11 protein-coding genes and 1 riboswitch are annotated in these 17,250 nt (G+C 67.8%); of the genes, 6 read left to right on the forward strand and 5 right to left on the reverse strand.

Annotated elements, in window-relative coordinates; all coding sequences use genetic code 11:
- Positions 1-43: 43 nt before the first annotated feature.
- The gene (locus WAF18_RS03560; protein WP_337243904.1) at positions 44-1,132 is read right to left on the reverse strand and encodes a DNA topoisomerase IB; all 1,089 of its coding nucleotides are present in this window, start codon (positions 1,130-1,132) and stop codon (positions 44-46) included.
- Between the two features lie 114 nt (positions 1,133-1,246).
- On the opposite strand from WAF18_RS03560, the gene WAF18_RS03565 reads away from it, so the two are divergent.
- Complete coding sequence (locus WAF18_RS03565; protein ID WP_183424708.1) at positions 1,247-1,609, forward strand: BON domain-containing protein; 363 nt, start codon at positions 1,247-1,249, stop codon at positions 1,607-1,609.
- A gap of 144 nt (positions 1,610-1,753) precedes the next feature.
- Here WAF18_RS03565 and thrC read toward each other — a convergent pair whose 3' ends face one another.
- The 4 genes from thrC to WAF18_RS03585 form a co-directional block, all read right to left on the reverse strand.
- Positions 1,754-3,043 (reverse strand): threonine synthase, encoded by a 1,290-nt coding sequence (gene thrC, locus WAF18_RS03570; RefSeq protein ID WP_337243905.1) that lies wholly within the window; start codon positions 3,041-3,043, stop codon positions 1,754-1,756.
- Positions 3,044-3,053: 10 nt separating this feature from the next.
- Entirely contained in the window at positions 3,054-4,049 is a 996-nt protein-coding gene (locus tag WAF18_RS03575; RefSeq protein WP_337243906.1) for a homoserine kinase, read from the reverse strand.
- A 104-nt stretch (positions 4,050-4,153) separates the two neighbouring features.
- Entirely contained in the window at positions 4,154-6,721 is a 2,568-nt protein-coding gene (gene thrA / locus WAF18_RS03580) for a bifunctional aspartate kinase/homoserine dehydrogenase I (RefSeq protein ID WP_337243907.1), read from the reverse strand.
- Positions 6,722-6,810: 89 nt separating this feature from the next.
- Positions 6,811-6,963, reverse strand: a complete 153-nt coding sequence (locus WAF18_RS03585) for a hypothetical protein (protein WP_337243908.1) — start codon at positions 6,961-6,963, stop codon at positions 6,811-6,813.
- A gap of 165 nt (positions 6,964-7,128) precedes the next feature.
- A riboswitch (TPP riboswitch) is annotated at positions 7,129-7,224 on the forward strand.
- Between the two features lie 130 nt (positions 7,225-7,354).
- On the opposite strand from WAF18_RS03585, the gene thiC reads away from it, so the two are divergent.
- From thiC to WAF18_RS03610, 5 genes are all read left to right on the forward strand, one after another.
- The gene (thiC, locus tag WAF18_RS03590) at positions 7,355-9,232 is read left to right on the forward strand and encodes a phosphomethylpyrimidine synthase ThiC (protein ID WP_337243909.1); all 1,878 of its coding nucleotides are present in this window, start codon (positions 7,355-7,357) and stop codon (positions 9,230-9,232) included.
- A gap of 125 nt (positions 9,233-9,357) precedes the next feature.
- Entirely contained in the window at positions 9,358-9,954 is a 597-nt protein-coding gene (locus WAF18_RS03595; RefSeq protein ID WP_337243910.1) for a DUF4136 domain-containing protein, read from the forward strand.
- Positions 9,955-10,700: 746 nt separating this feature from the next.
- Positions 10,701-13,073, forward strand: coding sequence for a winged helix-turn-helix domain-containing protein (locus WAF18_RS03600; RefSeq protein ID WP_337243911.1), 2,373 nt, complete (start codon positions 10,701-10,703; stop codon positions 13,071-13,073).
- Positions 13,074-13,183: 110 nt separating this feature from the next.
- On the forward strand, positions 13,184-14,059 hold the full coding sequence (locus tag WAF18_RS03605) for a helix-turn-helix domain-containing protein (RefSeq protein WP_337243912.1): 876 nt from the start codon (positions 13,184-13,186) through the stop codon (positions 14,057-14,059).
- Positions 14,060-14,226: 167 nt separating this feature from the next.
- A complete protein-coding gene (locus WAF18_RS03610) occupies positions 14,227-17,115 on the forward strand; it encodes a TonB-dependent receptor (RefSeq protein WP_337243913.1) in 2,889 nt (962 codons plus the stop codon).
- Positions 17,116-17,250: the final 135 nt, after the last annotated feature.

The following is a 17,250-nucleotide window of genomic DNA, read 5'->3' on the forward strand; positions in this document are numbered from 1 at the left end:
CTGTCAACAGTTACGTCGACAACCAGTTTCGCGGGCGGCCAGATCAGCGTTTGCGCGCCGCGCGATGGGCCCGTCGCAGCAGGCCGAGTGTTGCCTGTTCCCACTGCCGCGGGCCGCGTGCCTTGGCGGCAGCGCGCTGCAGGCTGCCGTCGCGCCAGGCGGTGTAGAGCACCGGATCGATATAGGCCTTGCGGCAGACAGATACCGTATTGCCGAGTGTCGCGGCGACATCGGCAATGACCTGCTTTTCCTGCAGCGCCAGCGCCCGCTCGCTGGGTGGACCGCCATTGCGTCCAGTGGGCAGCGGCAGCGCGGCGAAACGGCGGAACGCCAGCGCGGTGCCGCCCCAGGTCCGGAAGTCCTTGGCGGTGAATGACTCGCCCATGGCCTCGCGCAGGTAATCGTTGACCATACCCGAGTCCACGCCGCGGCATTCGCCCTCGTCGTCCATGTATTGGAACAGCGCCTGCCCCGGCAATTGCTGGCAGCGGCGTACCAGCCGGCACAGCCGGGCATCGTCGATCGCGATGTCGTGCGCCTGACCGCTCTTGCCGCGGAAACGCAACCGCGCGCCGCCGGCCTTGGCCCGCTCGAAGTGCCGGTTGCGCAGCGTGGTCAGGCCGAACGAGCCATTGCTGCGGGCATAGGTGTCGTTGCCGACCCGGATCAAGGTCTGCGACAGCAGCGACACCACAATCGCCAGCACCTTCTCACGTGGCATGCCCGGGCGCGCCAGGTCCCGTTGCAGCGCACGGCGCAGGCGCGGCAGTGCGTTGCCGAACGCGACGATGCGGTCGAACTTGCCCAGGCCGCGCGTGTTCGACCAGTCGGGGTGGTAGCGATACTGCTTGCGACCGCGCGCATCGCGCCCGGTGGCCTGAAGATGGCCGTTGGCGTGTCGGCAGATCCACACATCGGTGTAGGCCGGCGGGATGGCCAACTGCCGGATCCGGGCCAGGACATCGCGATCCCGCACTGCGGCGCCGTCGGGATCGCGGTAGCTGAACCCTTTGCCGGCGCGGCGACGGCACAGACCGGGGTCGCGATCGCAGACCCAGCGCAGGCCGGCGGCCCGGGCCGCCTCGAGACTCGCTTGCGTCACAGGTGTGGTGGGGGCGCGATGACGATTCATGAGCGGCTGATAACAACGTGGCGCGTTGCGCGCCGTGAACGTCGTCGCCTTCACCCCCCCGGCACGGAGGCCTGCGCAGACTCGCCGCACACCATAAGATTCGGAGGACGCCCAATGAAGACTCTGCACAAGACCCTGATGGCCGGCGCGCTTGCGGGCGCCGTTGCATTCACCGGTTCGGCACTCGCGCAGGACCACGATCGCAAGGATCACACCACGGCCGCGCAGACCGATTCCCACCAGCCGATGTCCGACACCTGGATCACGACCAAGGTCAAGGCCGATCTGCTGGCATCGAGCGATGTCTCGGGCCTGGATATCAGCGTCGAGACCAGCAACGGCATCGTCAGCCTGTCGGGCGACGTCGAGACGCAGGCGCAGATCGATCGCGCGACTGCGATCGCACGCGGCATCGAGGGTGTGAAGAGTGTGGACGCCAAGCAGCTGAAGGTCGCCACCGGCACTTCGCGTCGCTGATCGACGCACCGCTTGATCCAAGGCCCCCGCCCATCGGCGGGGGCTTTTTCGTTGCGGCGTCTGCGCGATGTGCGCAGCTGGATCGCGCGCAGCGATCTGGCCCGCCGTGCGGACGCCTGGGCGCGCAGGACGCGGTGATGTGTGCTACCAGCCCTCGAGCGTCGCCGCGAGTGCGGCCTCGTCCGCCGGCAGCGGCGTGCCGTGCGCGGGGCGGGCCAGGCAATCGGCGAGCGCGGGCGGCAGCGCCACGGTGTGGCCGACCAGCGGTTCGACGATGGTCTCGAATTTCGCCGGATGCGCGGTCGCCACCACGGCCCAGTCGCGCGTATCGCCTGCCTCGCGCAGCTGCTCGAGCACGGCCAGCGCCGACGCGGTATGCGGGCAGGGCACGATGCCGTGTCGCGCCGGCGCCGCGGCGATGATCCGGCGAATCGTCGCATCGTCCACGCTGTCGGCGACGAAGCCGGCGCGCAGCGCCGCATCGTCGTTGTGCCAGTGGCGCAGCCGCTCGAAGTTGCTGGGTGCACCGACGTCCATCGCATTGGCGAGCGTGGCCCGTGTGGGCTGCACGGCATAGTCGGCGCCAGCAAAGAAGCGCGGCAGTGTGTCATTGGCGTTGCAGGCCAAGCGAAGCTCGCCCAGCGGCGCGCCCATCGCGCGTGCCAGCACCGCGGCGCAGGCATTGCCGAGGTTGCCGGTGGGCACGACGAGGTTCAGCCGTGTGCCGTGACGGGCGTGGTGCGCGGCCGCGGCGTGCACGTAGTACGCCGACTGTGGCAGCAGACGCCCGAGGCTGATGCTGTTCGCCGAGCCCAGCGGCACGCGCGTCCGCAGCGCGATATCCGACAGCGCCTGCTTGGCCAGGCGTTGGCAGTCGTCGAAGCTGCCGTCAACGCGGAACGCGCGCACGTTGTCGCCCCAGCACTCCAGGCCGTGCGCCTGACGCGGGGATACGCGGCCCTCGGGATAGAGGATGGCGACACGGAAGCCCGGCCTTCGATGGAAGGCCGCGGCCACCGCGGCGCCGGTATCGCCCGAAGTGGCGACGACGATCGTGGTGTCGGGCGCGGTGGGCGCGCGCAGGGTGCCCAGCGCACCGGCCAGGAACCGCGCGGCGTAGTCCTTGAACGCGGCCGTCGGGCCATGAAACAGCTCGAGCACATGGTCACCGGCGCCGCGCAGCGGTCGCAATGGCGCCTCGAAAGCAAACGCGTCGGCGCACAGTGCGCGCAGCTGTGTCTCGAGTCGGGAGGCCGCGAACCAGGGCGCCAGGGTCGTGGCCGCGGTCTCGGCGAGCGTGGTGCGCGGCGCCTCCAGGTCGAGGACAGGAATCGACGCGGGCACATACAGGCCGCCGTCGGGCGCGAGGCCCGCCACGAGGGCATCGTCGATCGGCGTCGGCGCAACGCCGCCGCGGGTGCTCAGAAAATCCATGGGGGGCTCGTTACGGGGAGAAGGGCAGAGGCTGGGCGCGCGCGTCGGACGTGCGCGCTGCCGGACCCGGCCCGAGCAGCGCGGCACGGGGACCGGCCACCGGACCGACATATGCGCGTGCGTCGAAGCCGGCGTCGACGAACGCTTGGCGCATGGCCGGCGCGGCGGCCTCGGCCTCGGTGCGCGAGGCGAACCAGGCGAACACGCTCGGTCCACCGCCGGAGATGCTGGCGCCGAGCGCGGCGTGCGCGAGTGCGGCCGATTTGACCTGCGCGAAGCCGGGAATCAAGCCGGCGCGGCGCGGCTCGACCAGCACGTCGTGCAGCCCGGCGCGGACCAGATCGAGATCGCCACGCTGCAGGCCGGTCAGAAACAGCGCCAGGTGCGCCCCGTGCGCGACGATGTCGTGCAGGGGATAGGGCTCGGCGAGCACTGCACGCGAACGCCGCGTTTCGAGCACCTGATCGGGATGCACGACGACCACGTGCAGCGTGGCCGGCACGTCGAGCGCGATCGCCCGGTCGGCTGTCGCCAGCGTCACCCCGCCCAGCAGCATCGGCGCGACGTTGTCACCATGCCGGCTGCCGCTGGAGATCGCTTCGCCGTCGAGCGCGAACGGATACAGCGCTTCGCGCGGCAAGAGGGTGTCGAGCAGCGCGTTCGCGGCCACCAGTGCCGCCACGCACGACGCGGCCGAGCCACCCAGCCCAGATCCCAGCGGAATGCCTTTTTCCAGCCGCAACGCAAAGCCGTACGGCAACGACAGCGCCTCGCGCAACGACTGCAGCGCCAGGCCGGCGGTGTTGCGCGCCGGATCGAGGGGGATCGCCTCGATGCCCGCGACGTCGCCGTCGATCGCCTCGATGACGACGGTCGGCGCGGTGATGCGGCGTACCCGGGCGATATCGCGCGGCCCATCGATTGCGTGGCCGAGCAGATCGAAGCCGACGCCGATGTTGCCGACGCTCGCCGGCGCGAACGCGGCGACCCAGGGATGTTCGAGCATGGTGGAGCCTCCTGCTGCCGCGCGGCCGGCGGCGTTGAGTCGGGAGAACGATCGCGCATCGACCGGCGGGCGGCCCGGCGGCGTCTGTGCCTGCGCTGTCATCCTCAGGTTGCCGAGTCGAGGGCGTGCGCACTGCGGCCATCATGCCGCAGGAACGGCAGGCCGGCCTGCTTGCCGAGCGCATGGGCGATCGTCAGGACATCGGCGAACACGCCCGCCGCGGTCACTTCGGGGCCAGCCCCCGGGCCCTGGACGACCAGCGGGTTGTCGGCATAGCGGGCGGTGCGGAATTGCACGAGATTGTCGGTCAGCCGGGTGTGGCAGCACGGGTGCTCGGCCGGCAGCGCGACCACGCCGACACTGGCCCGGCCGTCGCCTTGCAGGCGCGCCAGGTGACGCAGCGCATGGCCATCGGCGCGCGCGGCATCGAGCCGGGCCTGCATCGGCGCATCGAGCTCGTGCAGGCGATCGAGGAACGTGTCCAGCGACACCTCGCGTAGCGCCTCGGGCACCAGACTCTCGACCGCGACATCCTCGAGCGACAGCGTCCGGCCGGCCTCACGTGCCAGGATCACCAGCTTGCGCGCGACATCCAGCCCCGACAGGTCGTCGCGCGGGTCGGGCTCGGTGTAGCCCAGGGCGCGCGCCTCGCGCACCAGGTCCGAGAACGGTTGGCGGCCGTCGTAACGGTTGAACAGCCAGGCCAGTGTGCCCGACAGCATGCCGTCGATGCCGTGGAGCGTGTCGCCGGTGTCGAGCAGGCCGCGAAGCGTCTGGATCACCGGCAGGCCGGCACCGACGGTGGCCTCGTACAGGAAGCGGCCACCGCCTGCACGTTGGGCCTCGCGGATCGCGGCATAACGCGCCCACATGCCGCTGCCGGCATGCTTGTTCGGGGTGACCACGTGAATGCCGGCGGCCAGCCACTCGGGATACTTCGCCGCGACGGCATCGCTGGCGCTGCAGTCGACGATCAACGCATGCGGCAGATGGCTGGCGCGCACGTGCGCGGCGAACGCATCGAGGTCGCAGGCCTGCGCGGTGGCGTCGAGCATCGCGGCGGCGTGGGCGGGGTCGAGCGGCGCATCGTCGAGATGCATCCGCCGGCTGCTGGCGATCGCGCGCAGCCGCAGATCCACGCCCGCACGCTCGCGCAGCGCCGGCACCACCTCGGCCAGTTGCGCCAGCAATGCGCGGCCGACGTTGCCCGGCCCGATCACGCCGACCGAGACCGTCTGCGGCGACAGCCAGAAGGCCGCATGCGCGGCGCGCAATGCGCGGGTGGCATCGGCCTGGGCGATCGCGACCGAGATGTTGCGCTCGCCCGCGCCCTGGGCAATGGCGCGGATGTTGACGTGGGCCTGGGCGAGGCCGGCGAACAGTCGCGCGGCGACGCCCTGGGTGCCGACCATGCCGTCGCCGACCGCCGCGAGCACACATAGCTCGCCGGTCACGGTCACGCCCTGGGCCTGGCCTTGCGCGATCGCGTCGGCGAATGCGGCGACGATCGCCGCGCGGCCGCGCTCGACCTGGCTGGCCTGCACGACGCAGCAGATCGAATGCTCCGACGAGCCTTGCGAGATCATCGTCACCGACACGCCGGCCGCGTGCAGGGCAGCGAACATGCGCTCGGCGGTGCCGGGCACGCCGACCAGACCGTTGCCGACCAGTTCGAGCACCGCCACGTCGCGGACCAGGCTCAGGCCCTTGACCGGCGAGGCGGCGGCCGCTGCGGCCGGCGCGATCGTCGTGCCCGCCGCCGACGGATTGCGGCTGTTGCGGATGCGCACCGGGATGCCCCGGGCCTGCACCGGCGCCAGGGTCTGGGGATGCAGAACGCTCGCGCCGAAGTACGCGAGTTCGCAGGCTTCGGCATAGGACATCGCCTGCAGGCAGACGGCGTCGGGCACCAGGCGCGGATCGGCCGAGAGCACGCCGTCGACATCGGTCCAGATGGTCAGGGCCTGGGCGTCGAACAGGTTGGCGAAGATTGCCGCCGAGTAGTCGCTGCCGTTGCGCCCGAGCGTGGTGTCGCGACCGTTGCCATCGCGGGCGACGAAGCCGGTGATCACCACATCGCGCGCACCGTTCGCCAGGCGCCAGCTCGCCAGACGGGCCCGGCTCGCATCCCAGTCGACCACCGCGCCCATCTCGCCGTGCTCGACCACCAGCACCTCGCGGGCGTCCAGGCGCTGCCAACCCGGACCGAGCGCGGCCTGTGCCAGTCGCGACGACAGCTGTTCGCCGCAGCCGTGGATGCGCGCCAGTCGCGCGTCGCGATCCGTGACGTCCTCATGCAGGCCCTGCAGGTCATGGGCGAGGGCGGCGAACTCGTCCTCGAGCGCGCGGTGCAGTGCGCCGTCGACCTCATGCTCGAACGCGTCGGCGGTCGCGAGGTGGCGCTGGCGCAGCGCGTCCCACGCGGGCTTCCAGTCATCGAGGGCGAGGGCGGCATCGGCGAGCGCGACCAGGGCATTGGTGGTGCCGGACATCGCCGACACGACGACCGGCCGCACCCGCGCATCGGCCGGTACCAGAGCGGCCAGCGCGGCAATGCACGCTGCATCGGCCAGACTGGTACCGCCGAACTTGTGGACATGACAGGTGAGCGCCGGCGGCGCATCGGCAACGGGGGCGACGGAATGGGGGAGAGGCGCGACGGCGGACGACATGGAGAGCTCCTGGAGAAGGGGCTCCACATCACGGTCGGGCGGGACGTGGCGTCCGCATCCCGGGTGGGGATGCGGAGCGGGCGGTCAGGTCAACTGGCGGCGCGCGTCCACATCCCGGTCCCGGTGGTACCGGTGCCCGTAATGCCGACGATCGTCGTGATGGTCGCTGCTGCCGCGCACGCGCCCGCGGCCGCGCGGATGGCGGTCGTCGGCAGGTGGGCGGTGTTGGTGCGATGCATCATGCCCGCAGCACACCACGCGATCGCGCGCGCTGTCAACCGGTTTTTTTGCGCAGGCCAGCCTCGCGGGAGGCGTGGCTCCAGGTCGGCCGGCCTGGGCGCGCCCGTGCCGGGCGCCTGGGCGGTTCGGCCACGACTTGGGCGGCCGCGCGCCGCATGGTCTAATCGGCCCTGAAGCGGGGGTACCGACACCAGTCGGTTGAGACAGTCCCTTCGAACCTGATCCGGTTGATACCGGCGTAGGGAAGCTTCGCAGCCGGCCCCCGGACCGACAGCGCGCGCAGGCGCGCCGGCGGCACGCGGTCCGGGCGCGCCGCCGCTTCGTCCCGCCTTGCGAATCCCTCGCTAAGCGACGCCCGCACCTCGAGGTGCGGCATCCAACAGGACGAATGCCATGAACGCTCAGCCCGCCAGCCTGTTGCAGCAGGCCCAGCAACTCTCCGATTCGGTCACCCGGCCCATCCCCGGTTCGCGCAAGATCCATGTCCAGGGCTCGCGCCCGGACCTGCGCGTGGCGATGCGCGAGATCGCGCTGACCCGCACGCCGACGCTGTTCGGCGGCGAGGACAATCCGCCGGTCACTGTCTACGACCCATCGGGTCCCTACACCGATCCGGACGTGAAGATCGACCTGGCTGCGGGCCTGGTACCGCTGCGTGCGGCCTGGATCGCCGAGCGCGGCGACACCGAGGTCCTGCCGGGGCTGTCGTCGAGCTTCGGGCGGGCGCGCGAGCACGATCCACGGCTCGACGGCGTGCGCTTTCCGTCGCGTGCGCAGCCGCGCGTGGCCAGGTCCGGCGCCAACGTGACCCAGATGCACTACGCGCGCCGCGGCATCGTCACGCCGGAGATGGAGTACGTCGCGATCCGCGAGAACCAGCGCCTGGAGCTGGTGCGCGATGCGATGCTGCGCAGCCAGCATCCCGGTCAGGCCTTCGGTGCGAGCATCCAGCCGTCGATCACGCCCGAGTTCGTGCGCGACGAGATCGCGCGCGGCCGCGCGATCCTGCCCTGCAACATCAACCATCCCGAGAGCGAGCCGATGATCATCGGTCGCAACTTCCTGACCAAGATCAACGCCAACATCGGCAACAGTGCGGTGTCGTCGGGCATCGCCGAGGAAGTGGAGAAGCTGGTCTGGGCGATCCGCTGGGGCGGCGACACGGTCATGGACCTGTCGACCGGCAAGCACATCCACGAGACCCGCGAATGGATCGTGCGCAACTCGCCGGTGCCGATCGGCACGGTGCCCATCTACCAGGCGCTGGAGAAGGTGGACGGCCGCGCCGAGGAACTGACCTGGGAGATCTTCCGCGACACCCTGATCGAGCAGGCCGAGCAGGGCGTGGACTACTTCACCATCCACGCCGGCGTGCTGCTGCGCTACGTGCCGCTGACCGCGAAGCGCGTCACCGGCATCGTGTCCAGAGGCGGCTCGATCATGGCCAAGTGGTGTTTGGCGCACCACCGCGAGAGTTTCCTCTACGAACACTTCGAGGACATCTGCGACATCATGAAGGCCTACGACGTGGCGTTCTCGCTCGGCGACGGCCTGCGCCCGGGTTGTATCGCCGATGCCAACGACGCGGCGCAGTTCGGCGAGCTGGAGACACTGGGCGAGCTGACCAAGATCGCCTGGAAGCATGACGTCCAGACCATGATCGAGGGCCCCGGCCACGTGCCGATGCAGCTGATCAAGGAGAACATGGACAAGCAGCTGCGCGAATGCGGCGAGGCGCCGTTCTACACCCTGGGGCCGCTGACCACCGACATCGCGCCGGGCTACGACCACATCACCAGCGCCATCGGCGCGGCGATGATCGGCTGGTACGGCACGGCGATGCTGTGCTACGTGACGCCCAAGGAACATCTGGGCCTGCCCAATCGCGAGGATGTGCGCGACGGGATCATGGCCTACAAGATCGCCGCCCACGCCGCCGATCTGGCCAAGGGGCATCCGGGTGCACAGGTGCGCGACAACGCGCTGAGCAAGGCCCGGTTCGAATTCCGCTGGCAGGACCAGTTCCACCTGGGCCTGGATCCGGAGAAGGCGGAGGCCTTCCACGACGAGACCCTGCCCAAGGATGCCCACAAGGCGGCGCACTTCTGCTCGATGTGTGGGCCGCATTTCTGTTCGATGAAGATCACCCAGGACGTCCGCGACTACGCCGCCGAGCACGGGGTGACGGACGATCAGGCGCTGGCGACCGGTCTGGCCGAGAAATCGGCGCAGTTCCTCGCCCAGGGAGCCGAGGTCTACCGTCCGCAGTGATGGCGGCCGACGGCCGCAAGGCACGGCCCCCGGCCGTCGCATCCGCTCGACGGCGCGCGGTGTATGTTCAGGATCGGTATCGTGGCAGCGCGTCACGATCCACCCGTCAACAGGGAGACCCCAAGATGAAGACCTCGACGTCCCGCGTGGCCGCCTGGCTGGTGGCCCTGTGCGGCCTTGCCTTGCTCGCCGGTTGCGCGACCGGACCGCGCATCACCACTGAGGCCGACCCGCGGGCGGATTTCTCGGCCTACCGCACCTGGTCGTTCTACACGCCGCTGGCGATCGAGAAGGAGGGCTACGAGACCCAGACCAGCGAAGTGACCAAGGCGGCCGTGCGTGCCGAAATGGAGCGCCGCGGCTACCGTTACAGCGAGACCGACCCGGATCTGTGGGTGAATATCAACGCCTACATGGAGCGTCGGACGGACGTCAGCAGCTATCCGACGGTCGACTACGCCTACTACTACAGCTACCGTCACCGTGGTTACTTCGCGGTGCCGTACTGGAACGAGCGCACCAGCGTCTACCGCTACACCGAGGGCACGATGAACGTGGATCTGGTGGACGCCCGGCAGAAACGCCTGGTGTGGGAAGGCATCGCGGTCGGACGCGTTGCCAACCTCAAGCCCGAACAGCGCGAGCAGCGAATCTATTCGACGATCGCCGAGATCTTCGCCAATTATCCGCACCAGGCCGGCGTGCGCAGCCAAGCGCTGTAATCGACCGACGCGGGACACGAACGAAGCGGGCCGATGGCCCGCTTTTTCGTTTGTGTTCCAGTCGCGGCCGTCCGGGGTCAGGGGGCTGTGCCAGCGGGCCTCGATGAGGACGCGGATCGCCTGCGCCAGGTCGTCATCCTCCGGCGTCCCGCCCACGAAACCGCCGTGGGCATGCCCTCCCCGAGATGGCACTCGAGCGGGACCCTGGGCTCGGACCAACCCACGATGCAGGCGCGCCGCGCTGGTGAGGAACAGGTCGCGGGTTCCCGTTTGCAGGAAGGTGGGTAGCAGGTCGTCGAACTGGCCGGACAAGGGGGGACAGATAGGGGTGACCGAGGTCTGCGCCTCCTGCATAGAGGCGGTTGATCGGCATCAGCGGGACGGGAAGCATCACATCGACATCGCGGTTGGTGTGGACGCTGTCGCCGGACTCGGTCAGGTCGACTTCCGGTGACAGCAGCACCAGGCCGCCGTGCATCGGCAGGCCTTCATCGCGTTCGCGCAACAGCATCGCCAGGGCGAGGTTGCCGCTCGCCATCTCGGCGCGAGTGGGTTTGCACTGGATCGCCTTGATGCGGCCCCTAGAAAGGAACCGGGGAGCGTAGGTGACGGCACAGATTGCATCCGAGGACGCCACTGGTGGCACTGTCGTGTTGCGCCCATCCGCTTTGCCGGATCTGGCGCCGGATCGTGCTGTGTTCAGCTGTCGTTGACTAGGCTTGGCGCCCCGCAGTTTGGATCGCAGCATGACCGTGTCACGCCACGTGGAGGAGGTCGCTTCACCGCAACGTCTTCGCGTTGGCGCGGGTGTGGTGGATTTCGCCACCCGCGAGATCGAGATGCCGGGCGCGCGGCGCAGCGTCCGTGTGACACCGAAAGCGGTGGCGGTGCTGCGTGTGCTTGCTCGCAGTCCTGGCGCGGTGTTCTCGCGCAACGATCTGCTGGCTGAAGCCTGGCCGGACACGATGCCGACCGACGACGTGCTGACACAGGCGATCACCCAGTTGCGCAAGGCCTTCGGTCACGGTGATGTCGGTGCGGCCGAGGGACGGCGCTACATCGAGACCATCGCCAAGAGCGGTTATCGGCTCACGGTGCCGGTGTCGGTGCTGGAGCCCACCGCTCTGGAGCATGTCCCTCTGGAGGATCCCTCCCTAGCGTGCACATCTGCCGCGTCGCCGATATCGAGCGATGCATCGCCGGCGGTACATCCGGCACCTGCGTCTTCTTCGGCCTCGTTTCCATCGATGGCAGAGGTTGCGGCAGTGCCCGGTTCGGCATCGACGCCCGGGCATGCGGCCTGGTGGGCGGGCGCGGTGCTCGCGCTGGTCGCGATCGTCCTGGTCAGCCTGATGCTGCTGGCGCCGCAGATCGCAGGTTCGGGGCCTGTGCCCGACGACGCTGCCGCGGCGGCCCAGGGAAAGCCCTATCGGCTCGTGACCTCGGCCGCCGGGTTCGAACTGTCCCCCAGCCTGTCGCCCGACGCCAGCCAGGTCGCATACTCGGCCCGCACGTTGCACGACGGAACCCCATTGCCCGGCCCGTCGATCCTCATCCAGGCGACGACCGGCAGTGCGCCGCAGGCGCTCTCGGTGCCGGCGGCCGGCGAGCGCGACGATCTGCCGGTCTGGTCGCCCGACGGCGAACGTATCGCGTTCGCACGGTGGGATGACACAGGTGGCTGCCGCATCATGCTGGCCGCCGTTTCGGTTGCGGGCCAGGCGCGCGAAATCACGCGTTGCGATGGCAGCGAGTTGCTGAGCTTCGATTGGCTGCCAGACGGCAGCGGGCTGCTGTTCGGCACCATGACCGGCAGCCCGGACGGTGCGGGCGTGCGCGTGCTCGATCTGGCGACGGGGCGGTGGCGCGCGATTCGCTATCCGGCTGAGCCCGGCGATATCGATTACCTGCCGAAGGTCTCGCCCGACGGGCGTTGGATCGCCTTCGTGCGCAACCCACAACTTGGCGATCTGTGGCGGATCCCCGTCGATGGCGGGGAGGCCGAGCAGTTGACCCAACTGGGCGCCGAGTTACGCGGTCTGAGTTGGGCGCGCGATGGCCGGTCGCTGGTGTACGGTCGCAGGATCGACAGCGAGACGCGCCTGCATCGGTTGGACCTGGACACCGGCACGACCTCGGATCTGGGCATCGAGGACGCGCAGATGCCGGCGATCGCGCGCAATGCGGACATGGTCGCGTTCGTACATCGGCAGCCGCAGTTCGGTCTCAACCGGATCGATGCCGTCTCCGGCCATCGCGAACGCCTGTTCGCATCGTCGGGACGCGACACGCAGCCGGTCTTGGCGCCGGATGGCCGGCAGTTGCTCTTCACTTCCGACCGCTCGGGCAGTTCCGAGTTGTGGTGGGCCGATCTGGAGCGCCCCGATTCGCTGCGACCGATCTCTGGCGTGCGTCCCGACACGCGGCAGCCGCCGGTGTGGTCCGCCGACAGCCGACGTGTGCTGGTCTCGGCGCTGGACGCGCATGGGCGCCCTCGAATCGTCGAGATCGAGCCGGCATCGGGCGCCGTAACAGCGCTTCCGGTGCCGGCGGCCCATCCCCTGCAGGCGGCCTACGGTGAGGGCGGGGCGTTGCTCGTGATCGAGGAGGAGCGTGAAGGGCGGACGGCCCTGGTGGCCTACGACCGTGACTGGCGGGTGCGCGGGCGGTTGGATGGTGTCTCGCACGTCCAATTCGATCCGCAGCGAAGTCGGGTGCTCTACACCCGTCTCGACGGCAACGGGATCTGGAGCGCGACGGCCGATCTGGCGCAGCCGCAGCGGCTCAGTGCAGACATTCCTTCGCGTTGGCGCTACCGCAGTTGGGCGCTGACCTCCGACGGGCAGCTGTCCTATCTCGACAGCGACAGCGGGTGCCGTAGTCGAATGACCCGGTTTGCGATCGGCGATGACGGGTTGGAACGCCAGGATCAGCGTTGCCTCGATGCGTCCAATCGCAGCACGGTCAATGGATTCAGCAGCCACCGCCACGACTGGCTGGTGTCGATCGCAGTCGACGACGGCACTGATATCGGGGTCATGGCGATGCCCGTTACGGCGAGCGAGGAGTGGAGCCTTCTTGCCAAGTTGTTGATTGCGTTGAGAAAAAAAGCGTCGTAATGATTTCGGAAAAAAAACGGGACGAATTCGGCAAAGATTAGTCGCGCTATCGGGCAAGTCGGGAGGGCAGGTGGCAAATAGGCAGCCCTTCCCATGTCTGGTGCACCCACATGTCTTCCGTCCTGTGGTCGCAGCGCGGCCATCTGCTGCAGTTCGACCAACTTTCAGTGCCGGCCCAGTGCGTCGGTGCGTCGCGGCTGGGGGTGGTGCAGGTGACTGCGCCCGCATTCAGCATCTGGGTGCAGGTCCGCGGAGAGGGGTGGATCGAGTCGCGCGAGGGCCGCTTTCGCATGCGCTGCGGCGATTGGATGGCGTTCGAGAAGGAATCGGCGCCGCTGATCCAGACCGGACCGCAGGGGATCTGCATCGGCTTGGCACTCGACGCGCGCGCGCTGGCTGAACTGCAGGCGCTCGATGATGGCGGCCTGTACGCCGGACGCGGGCGAGTGTCGTCACGCGAGGTGCGTGGGCTGTTCCGTCTGTGGCGCGAAGCGCAGCGCGGCGGCGGCGATCGGCTGAGTGTGCGGCCGCTGTTGTTGCAATTGGCCATCGTGCAACGCGATCTGGCCGCGCGCGCGCGGCGTTGTCCGGGACGTTCGCGCAATCGCAAACGCCAGGTCTTCGGCCGCATGCAGCGCGCTCGGCTTTACCTGGAAGGGCATAGCGACCGCGTCGTACGTATCAGCGAGCTGGCGGATCTGACCAGCTTCTCGAGCTGGTACTTCTCCAAGGCGTTCCATGCGCTCTATGACGAAAGCCCGCAGGCACTGTCGGTACGCCTGCGGCTCGAACGGGCGGGCCATCTGCTGCGCACTACTTCGATGATGATCGGCGAAGTCGCGGCCGCGACCGGCTTCGACAACTGCTGCAGCTTCGCTCGTGCGTTCAAGGCGCATCACGGCATGTCCGCAAGCCGGTACCGGGCCGCCGAGACGCGCAATATCGGGACCGGCAGGGTGACCGAAGAGGTGTACGCGAGCCTCTGACATATCGCTGTGACAGCCGTCGCATGACGACGGCGCATTCATAGAATAAGCCAGATTCGGCAAAGCGAGAGGGCCCGCGCAGTAAGGCGTGAGCCCCGTGCGCAGACGTAACGTGCGATGGGCGTCTTAACGCGTCAGTAACACAACCACTCTGGAGAGAGAATTTGATGAACCTTTGCACCCCCACGATCCGCAAGGGCCTGCTGCCCGCCGCGATCGTGTTCGCGCTCGCGCCCGTCGCTGCCAGCGCGCAGGACCAGACGCAGGGCACCACTGAACTCGACCGCATCCAGGTGACGGGTTCGCGTATTCGCAAGGTCGATGTCGAGAACGCGCAGCCGATCCAGACGATCTCGCGCACGGACATCGAGAACCAGGGCTTCCAGTCGGTTGGTGACATCCTGCAGAACCTTTCGACCACGGGTAGCCCGACACTGAGCCGCTCCGACCCGCTGAGCTCTGGCGAAAGCCCGGGCGGCACGTACGTGAACATGCGTAATCTCGGTCCCGAGCGCACGCTTGTGCTCCTCAATGGGCGTCGCTTGGGAGTCAACAACGACGGCCTGCAGGATCTTGCGACGATTCCTTCGTCGATGGTGGAGCGGATCGAGGTGCTGAAGGATGGCGCATCGTCCCTCTACGGGTCAGATGCTGTCGCCGGCGTCATCAACGTCATTACGCGGCGCAACTTCGAAGGTGCGCAGGCCAGCGCATATTACGGCCAGTATGGCGAGGGCGATGGCGCGATTCAGTCCTTCGATCTAACGATCGGGACCCAGGGGGAACGCAGTTCGATCGTGTTCGGCGCGCAGTACGACAAGGAAGAACCGGTCTGGGCAAAGGACCGGCCGTTCTCGCGTTTCTCCGCGCCGGGGCAGGATGAGAGCGAGAATTACACGACCGTAGGCGCAATCGGCAATATCCGTAATCCGAACCAGCCTGACAGCCGCGAGAGTGATGCGTGGCTGGTGCTGCGGGACGGCGGTGATCCGACCAATCTGGCCGACTATCGTCCCCAGGTGAGCCCAGGTGGCGGCGTCATCGGCGACAGCAGCAACGCTGCTGAGCAGATGATGGTCAAGACCGGCATGGAGCGTACGTCGATCTTCACCAGTGCTGATTTCGAATTGACGGACAGCATCCGCCTCGTGACCGATGCCAGCTTCAACCGTCGCGAAACGAATGTGCAGGTGGCTGGTTATCCTCTGCAGAGCGGCGCGGTCGACACGCAGACCCCGATGAGCGCTGACAGCTACTTCAACCCGACTGGCGAGACGCTCGATTTCCGCCGCCGTGGTTGGGAGGTGCCGCGCACCACGGATCGCCGACTGGATACCTATCGTTTCAGTACGGCTCTCGAGGGATCCTTCGAGGTCGGCGAGAAGCTCTTCGATTGGGATGCGGGCTATCTGTTCACCCGCGGCGACGCGACGGTCCGTGCCCGGGGCGATTTCAACAAGCTCGCGGTTCGCCAGGCTCTCGGTCCGTCGTTCCTGAATGGAAACGGCGTCGTCCAGTGTGGTACGCCTGACGCACCGATCGCGCTCGCCGACTGCACTCCCTGGAGCCCGGTGCTCAGCGAAGGCCAGTACTCGCTCGCCAACCCGGATATCCAACGCCGTTTCTTCCTGATGGAGAACGCGACGTCCGAAACTACCACGCACAACTACTTCGCCAATCTCAGTGGCTCGCTGGCCACGTTGCCGGCAGGCGACCTGGGTTTCGCGGCCGGCGTGGAGAATCGCCGTGTGAAGGGGCGGTACTCGCCGGACGCTTTTGCGCAGACGGGCAACTCGACCAACCTTGCCGCGCAAGAGACGAGTGGTGGCTACAGCGTCAATGAAGCCTATATCGAGCTCGACATCCCGTTGCTGGCCGATCTGCCGGGCGCGCAGGAACTCGCGGTCAACGTCGCGAGCCGCTACTCGGATTACGACGTGTTCGGCGATACCACCAACAGTAAGGCCAGTTTCCGCTGGCGGCCGATCGATGATCTGCTTGTCCGCGGCACCTGGGCTCAGGGTTTCCGCGCGCCTTCGGTCTCGGACCTCTATGGCGGCGTCGGGCAGACGTTCGATCGCTACGCCGATCCGTGCGATACGGCGCGCGGTGCTGCGGCCAATAATCCGGAAGTCTACGCACGTTGTGCGCAAGACATCGCCAATTACGCCACGATTACCAATCCAGGCAGCAACCACGTTGGTTATCAGCAGCTCGGTCAGGGCGGTCTCCTCGCGTACGGCAATCAGACGGGCACCCCGTTCCTCAGCGGATCCAACCCCGATCTGACGCCTGAAGAGTCGGTCAGCCGCTCGCTCGGCTTCGTCTACAGCCCACAGTTCGTAACCGGTCTTGGCGTGTCGCTGGATTGGTGGAAGACGCGGATCGACAATGTCGTGACGGCCTTCACCGCCAGCGGAATCCTCCGTGATTGCTACGTCTACAACATCGAAGCGCAGTGCGAGTACTTCACGCGTGGCGACAATGGCGTGGTGAACAACTTGACCCGCTTCGGTCGCAACGCGGGCTACTGGGAGGTGGAAGGGTACGATCTCGAGGTCAACTATCGCCTGCCCGAGACCAGCGTTGGTACCTTCGGTGTCAATTGGGCAACGACGTACTACAGCAACTTCGAAATCAAGCCCGACAGCACGGACAACACCACGCCGCAGGCGCAGGTGGGCTTTGGTGGCAACTTCCGTATCCGTTCGGTTGCCTCGCTGAATTGGGATATGGGTGATTTCGGCGCCAGCTGGACGGCTCGTTACCTGTCGGGAGTCAAGGAAGAGTGCTACTACGATGACGCCTGTAACCTTCCTGATTATGTCGACCGTGACGGCAACGCTATTCCGCAGAACAAGACCGGCTCGGCGACGTTCAACGACGTCCAACTGCGCTGGAATGCGCCGTGGAATGCGACCATCGCGATCGGTGTCAACAACGTGTTCGACAAGGTTGGTCCGCTTGTCTATACGCAGCCGACCACAGGCTTCTCCTACCAGGCCGCGCACGACATCGGTCGTTTCACCTACATGAAGTACCAGCAGCGCTTCTGATCGATCGAAGCTAAGCACGTGACAAAACTACGGCCCCGAAAGGGGCCGTAGTTCTTTATGGCGAAGGCGTTGGTCGTGCGGCTCGCCGCCCAGGAGCTAGGCGGGGCGGGGGTGGCATGAAAGCGAGGTGCCCTT

Source organism: Luteimonas sp. gir (assembly GCF_037198055.1).
GTDB classification, from domain to species: Bacteria; Pseudomonadota; Gammaproteobacteria; order Xanthomonadales; family Xanthomonadaceae; genus Luteimonas; species Luteimonas citri_A.

What these genes read in the sequence shown, in the direction of transcription:
- WAF18_RS03565 (WP_183424708.1), top strand. Translation starts at nt 1,247, where the DNA reads ATGAAGACTCTGCACAAGACCCTGATGGCCGGCGCGCTTGCGGGCGCC.
- WAF18_RS03575 (WP_337243906.1), bottom strand. Translation starts at nt 4,049, where the DNA reads ATGCTCGAACATCCCTGGGTCGCCGCGTTCGCGCCGGCGAGCGTCGGC.
- WAF18_RS03595 (WP_337243910.1), top strand. Translation starts at nt 9,358, where the DNA reads ATGAAGACCTCGACGTCCCGCGTGGCCGCCTGGCTGGTGGCCCTGTGC.
- thiC (WP_337243909.1), top strand. Translation starts at nt 7,355, where the DNA reads ATGAACGCTCAGCCCGCCAGCCTGTTGCAGCAGGCCCAGCAACTCTCC.
- WAF18_RS03600 (WP_337243911.1), top strand. Translation starts at nt 10,701, where the DNA reads ATGACCGTGTCACGCCACGTGGAGGAGGTCGCTTCACCGCAACGTCTT.
- WAF18_RS03605 (WP_337243912.1), top strand. Translation starts at nt 13,184, where the DNA reads ATGTCTTCCGTCCTGTGGTCGCAGCGCGGCCATCTGCTGCAGTTCGAC.
- thrA (WP_337243907.1), bottom strand. Translation starts at nt 6,721, where the DNA reads ATGTCGTCCGCCGTCGCGCCTCTCCCCCATTCCGTCGCCCCCGTTGCC.
- WAF18_RS03560 (WP_337243904.1), bottom strand. Translation starts at nt 1,132, where the DNA reads ATGAATCGTCATCGCGCCCCCACCACACCTGTGACGCAAGCGAGTCTC.
- WAF18_RS03585 (WP_337243908.1), bottom strand. Translation starts at nt 6,963, where the DNA reads ATGATGCATCGCACCAACACCGCCCACCTGCCGACGACCGCCATCCGC.
- thrC (WP_337243905.1), bottom strand. Translation starts at nt 3,043, where the DNA reads ATGGATTTTCTGAGCACCCGCGGCGGCGTTGCGCCGACGCCGATCGAC.
- WAF18_RS03610 (WP_337243913.1), top strand. Translation starts at nt 14,227, where the DNA reads ATGAACCTTTGCACCCCCACGATCCGCAAGGGCCTGCTGCCCGCCGCG.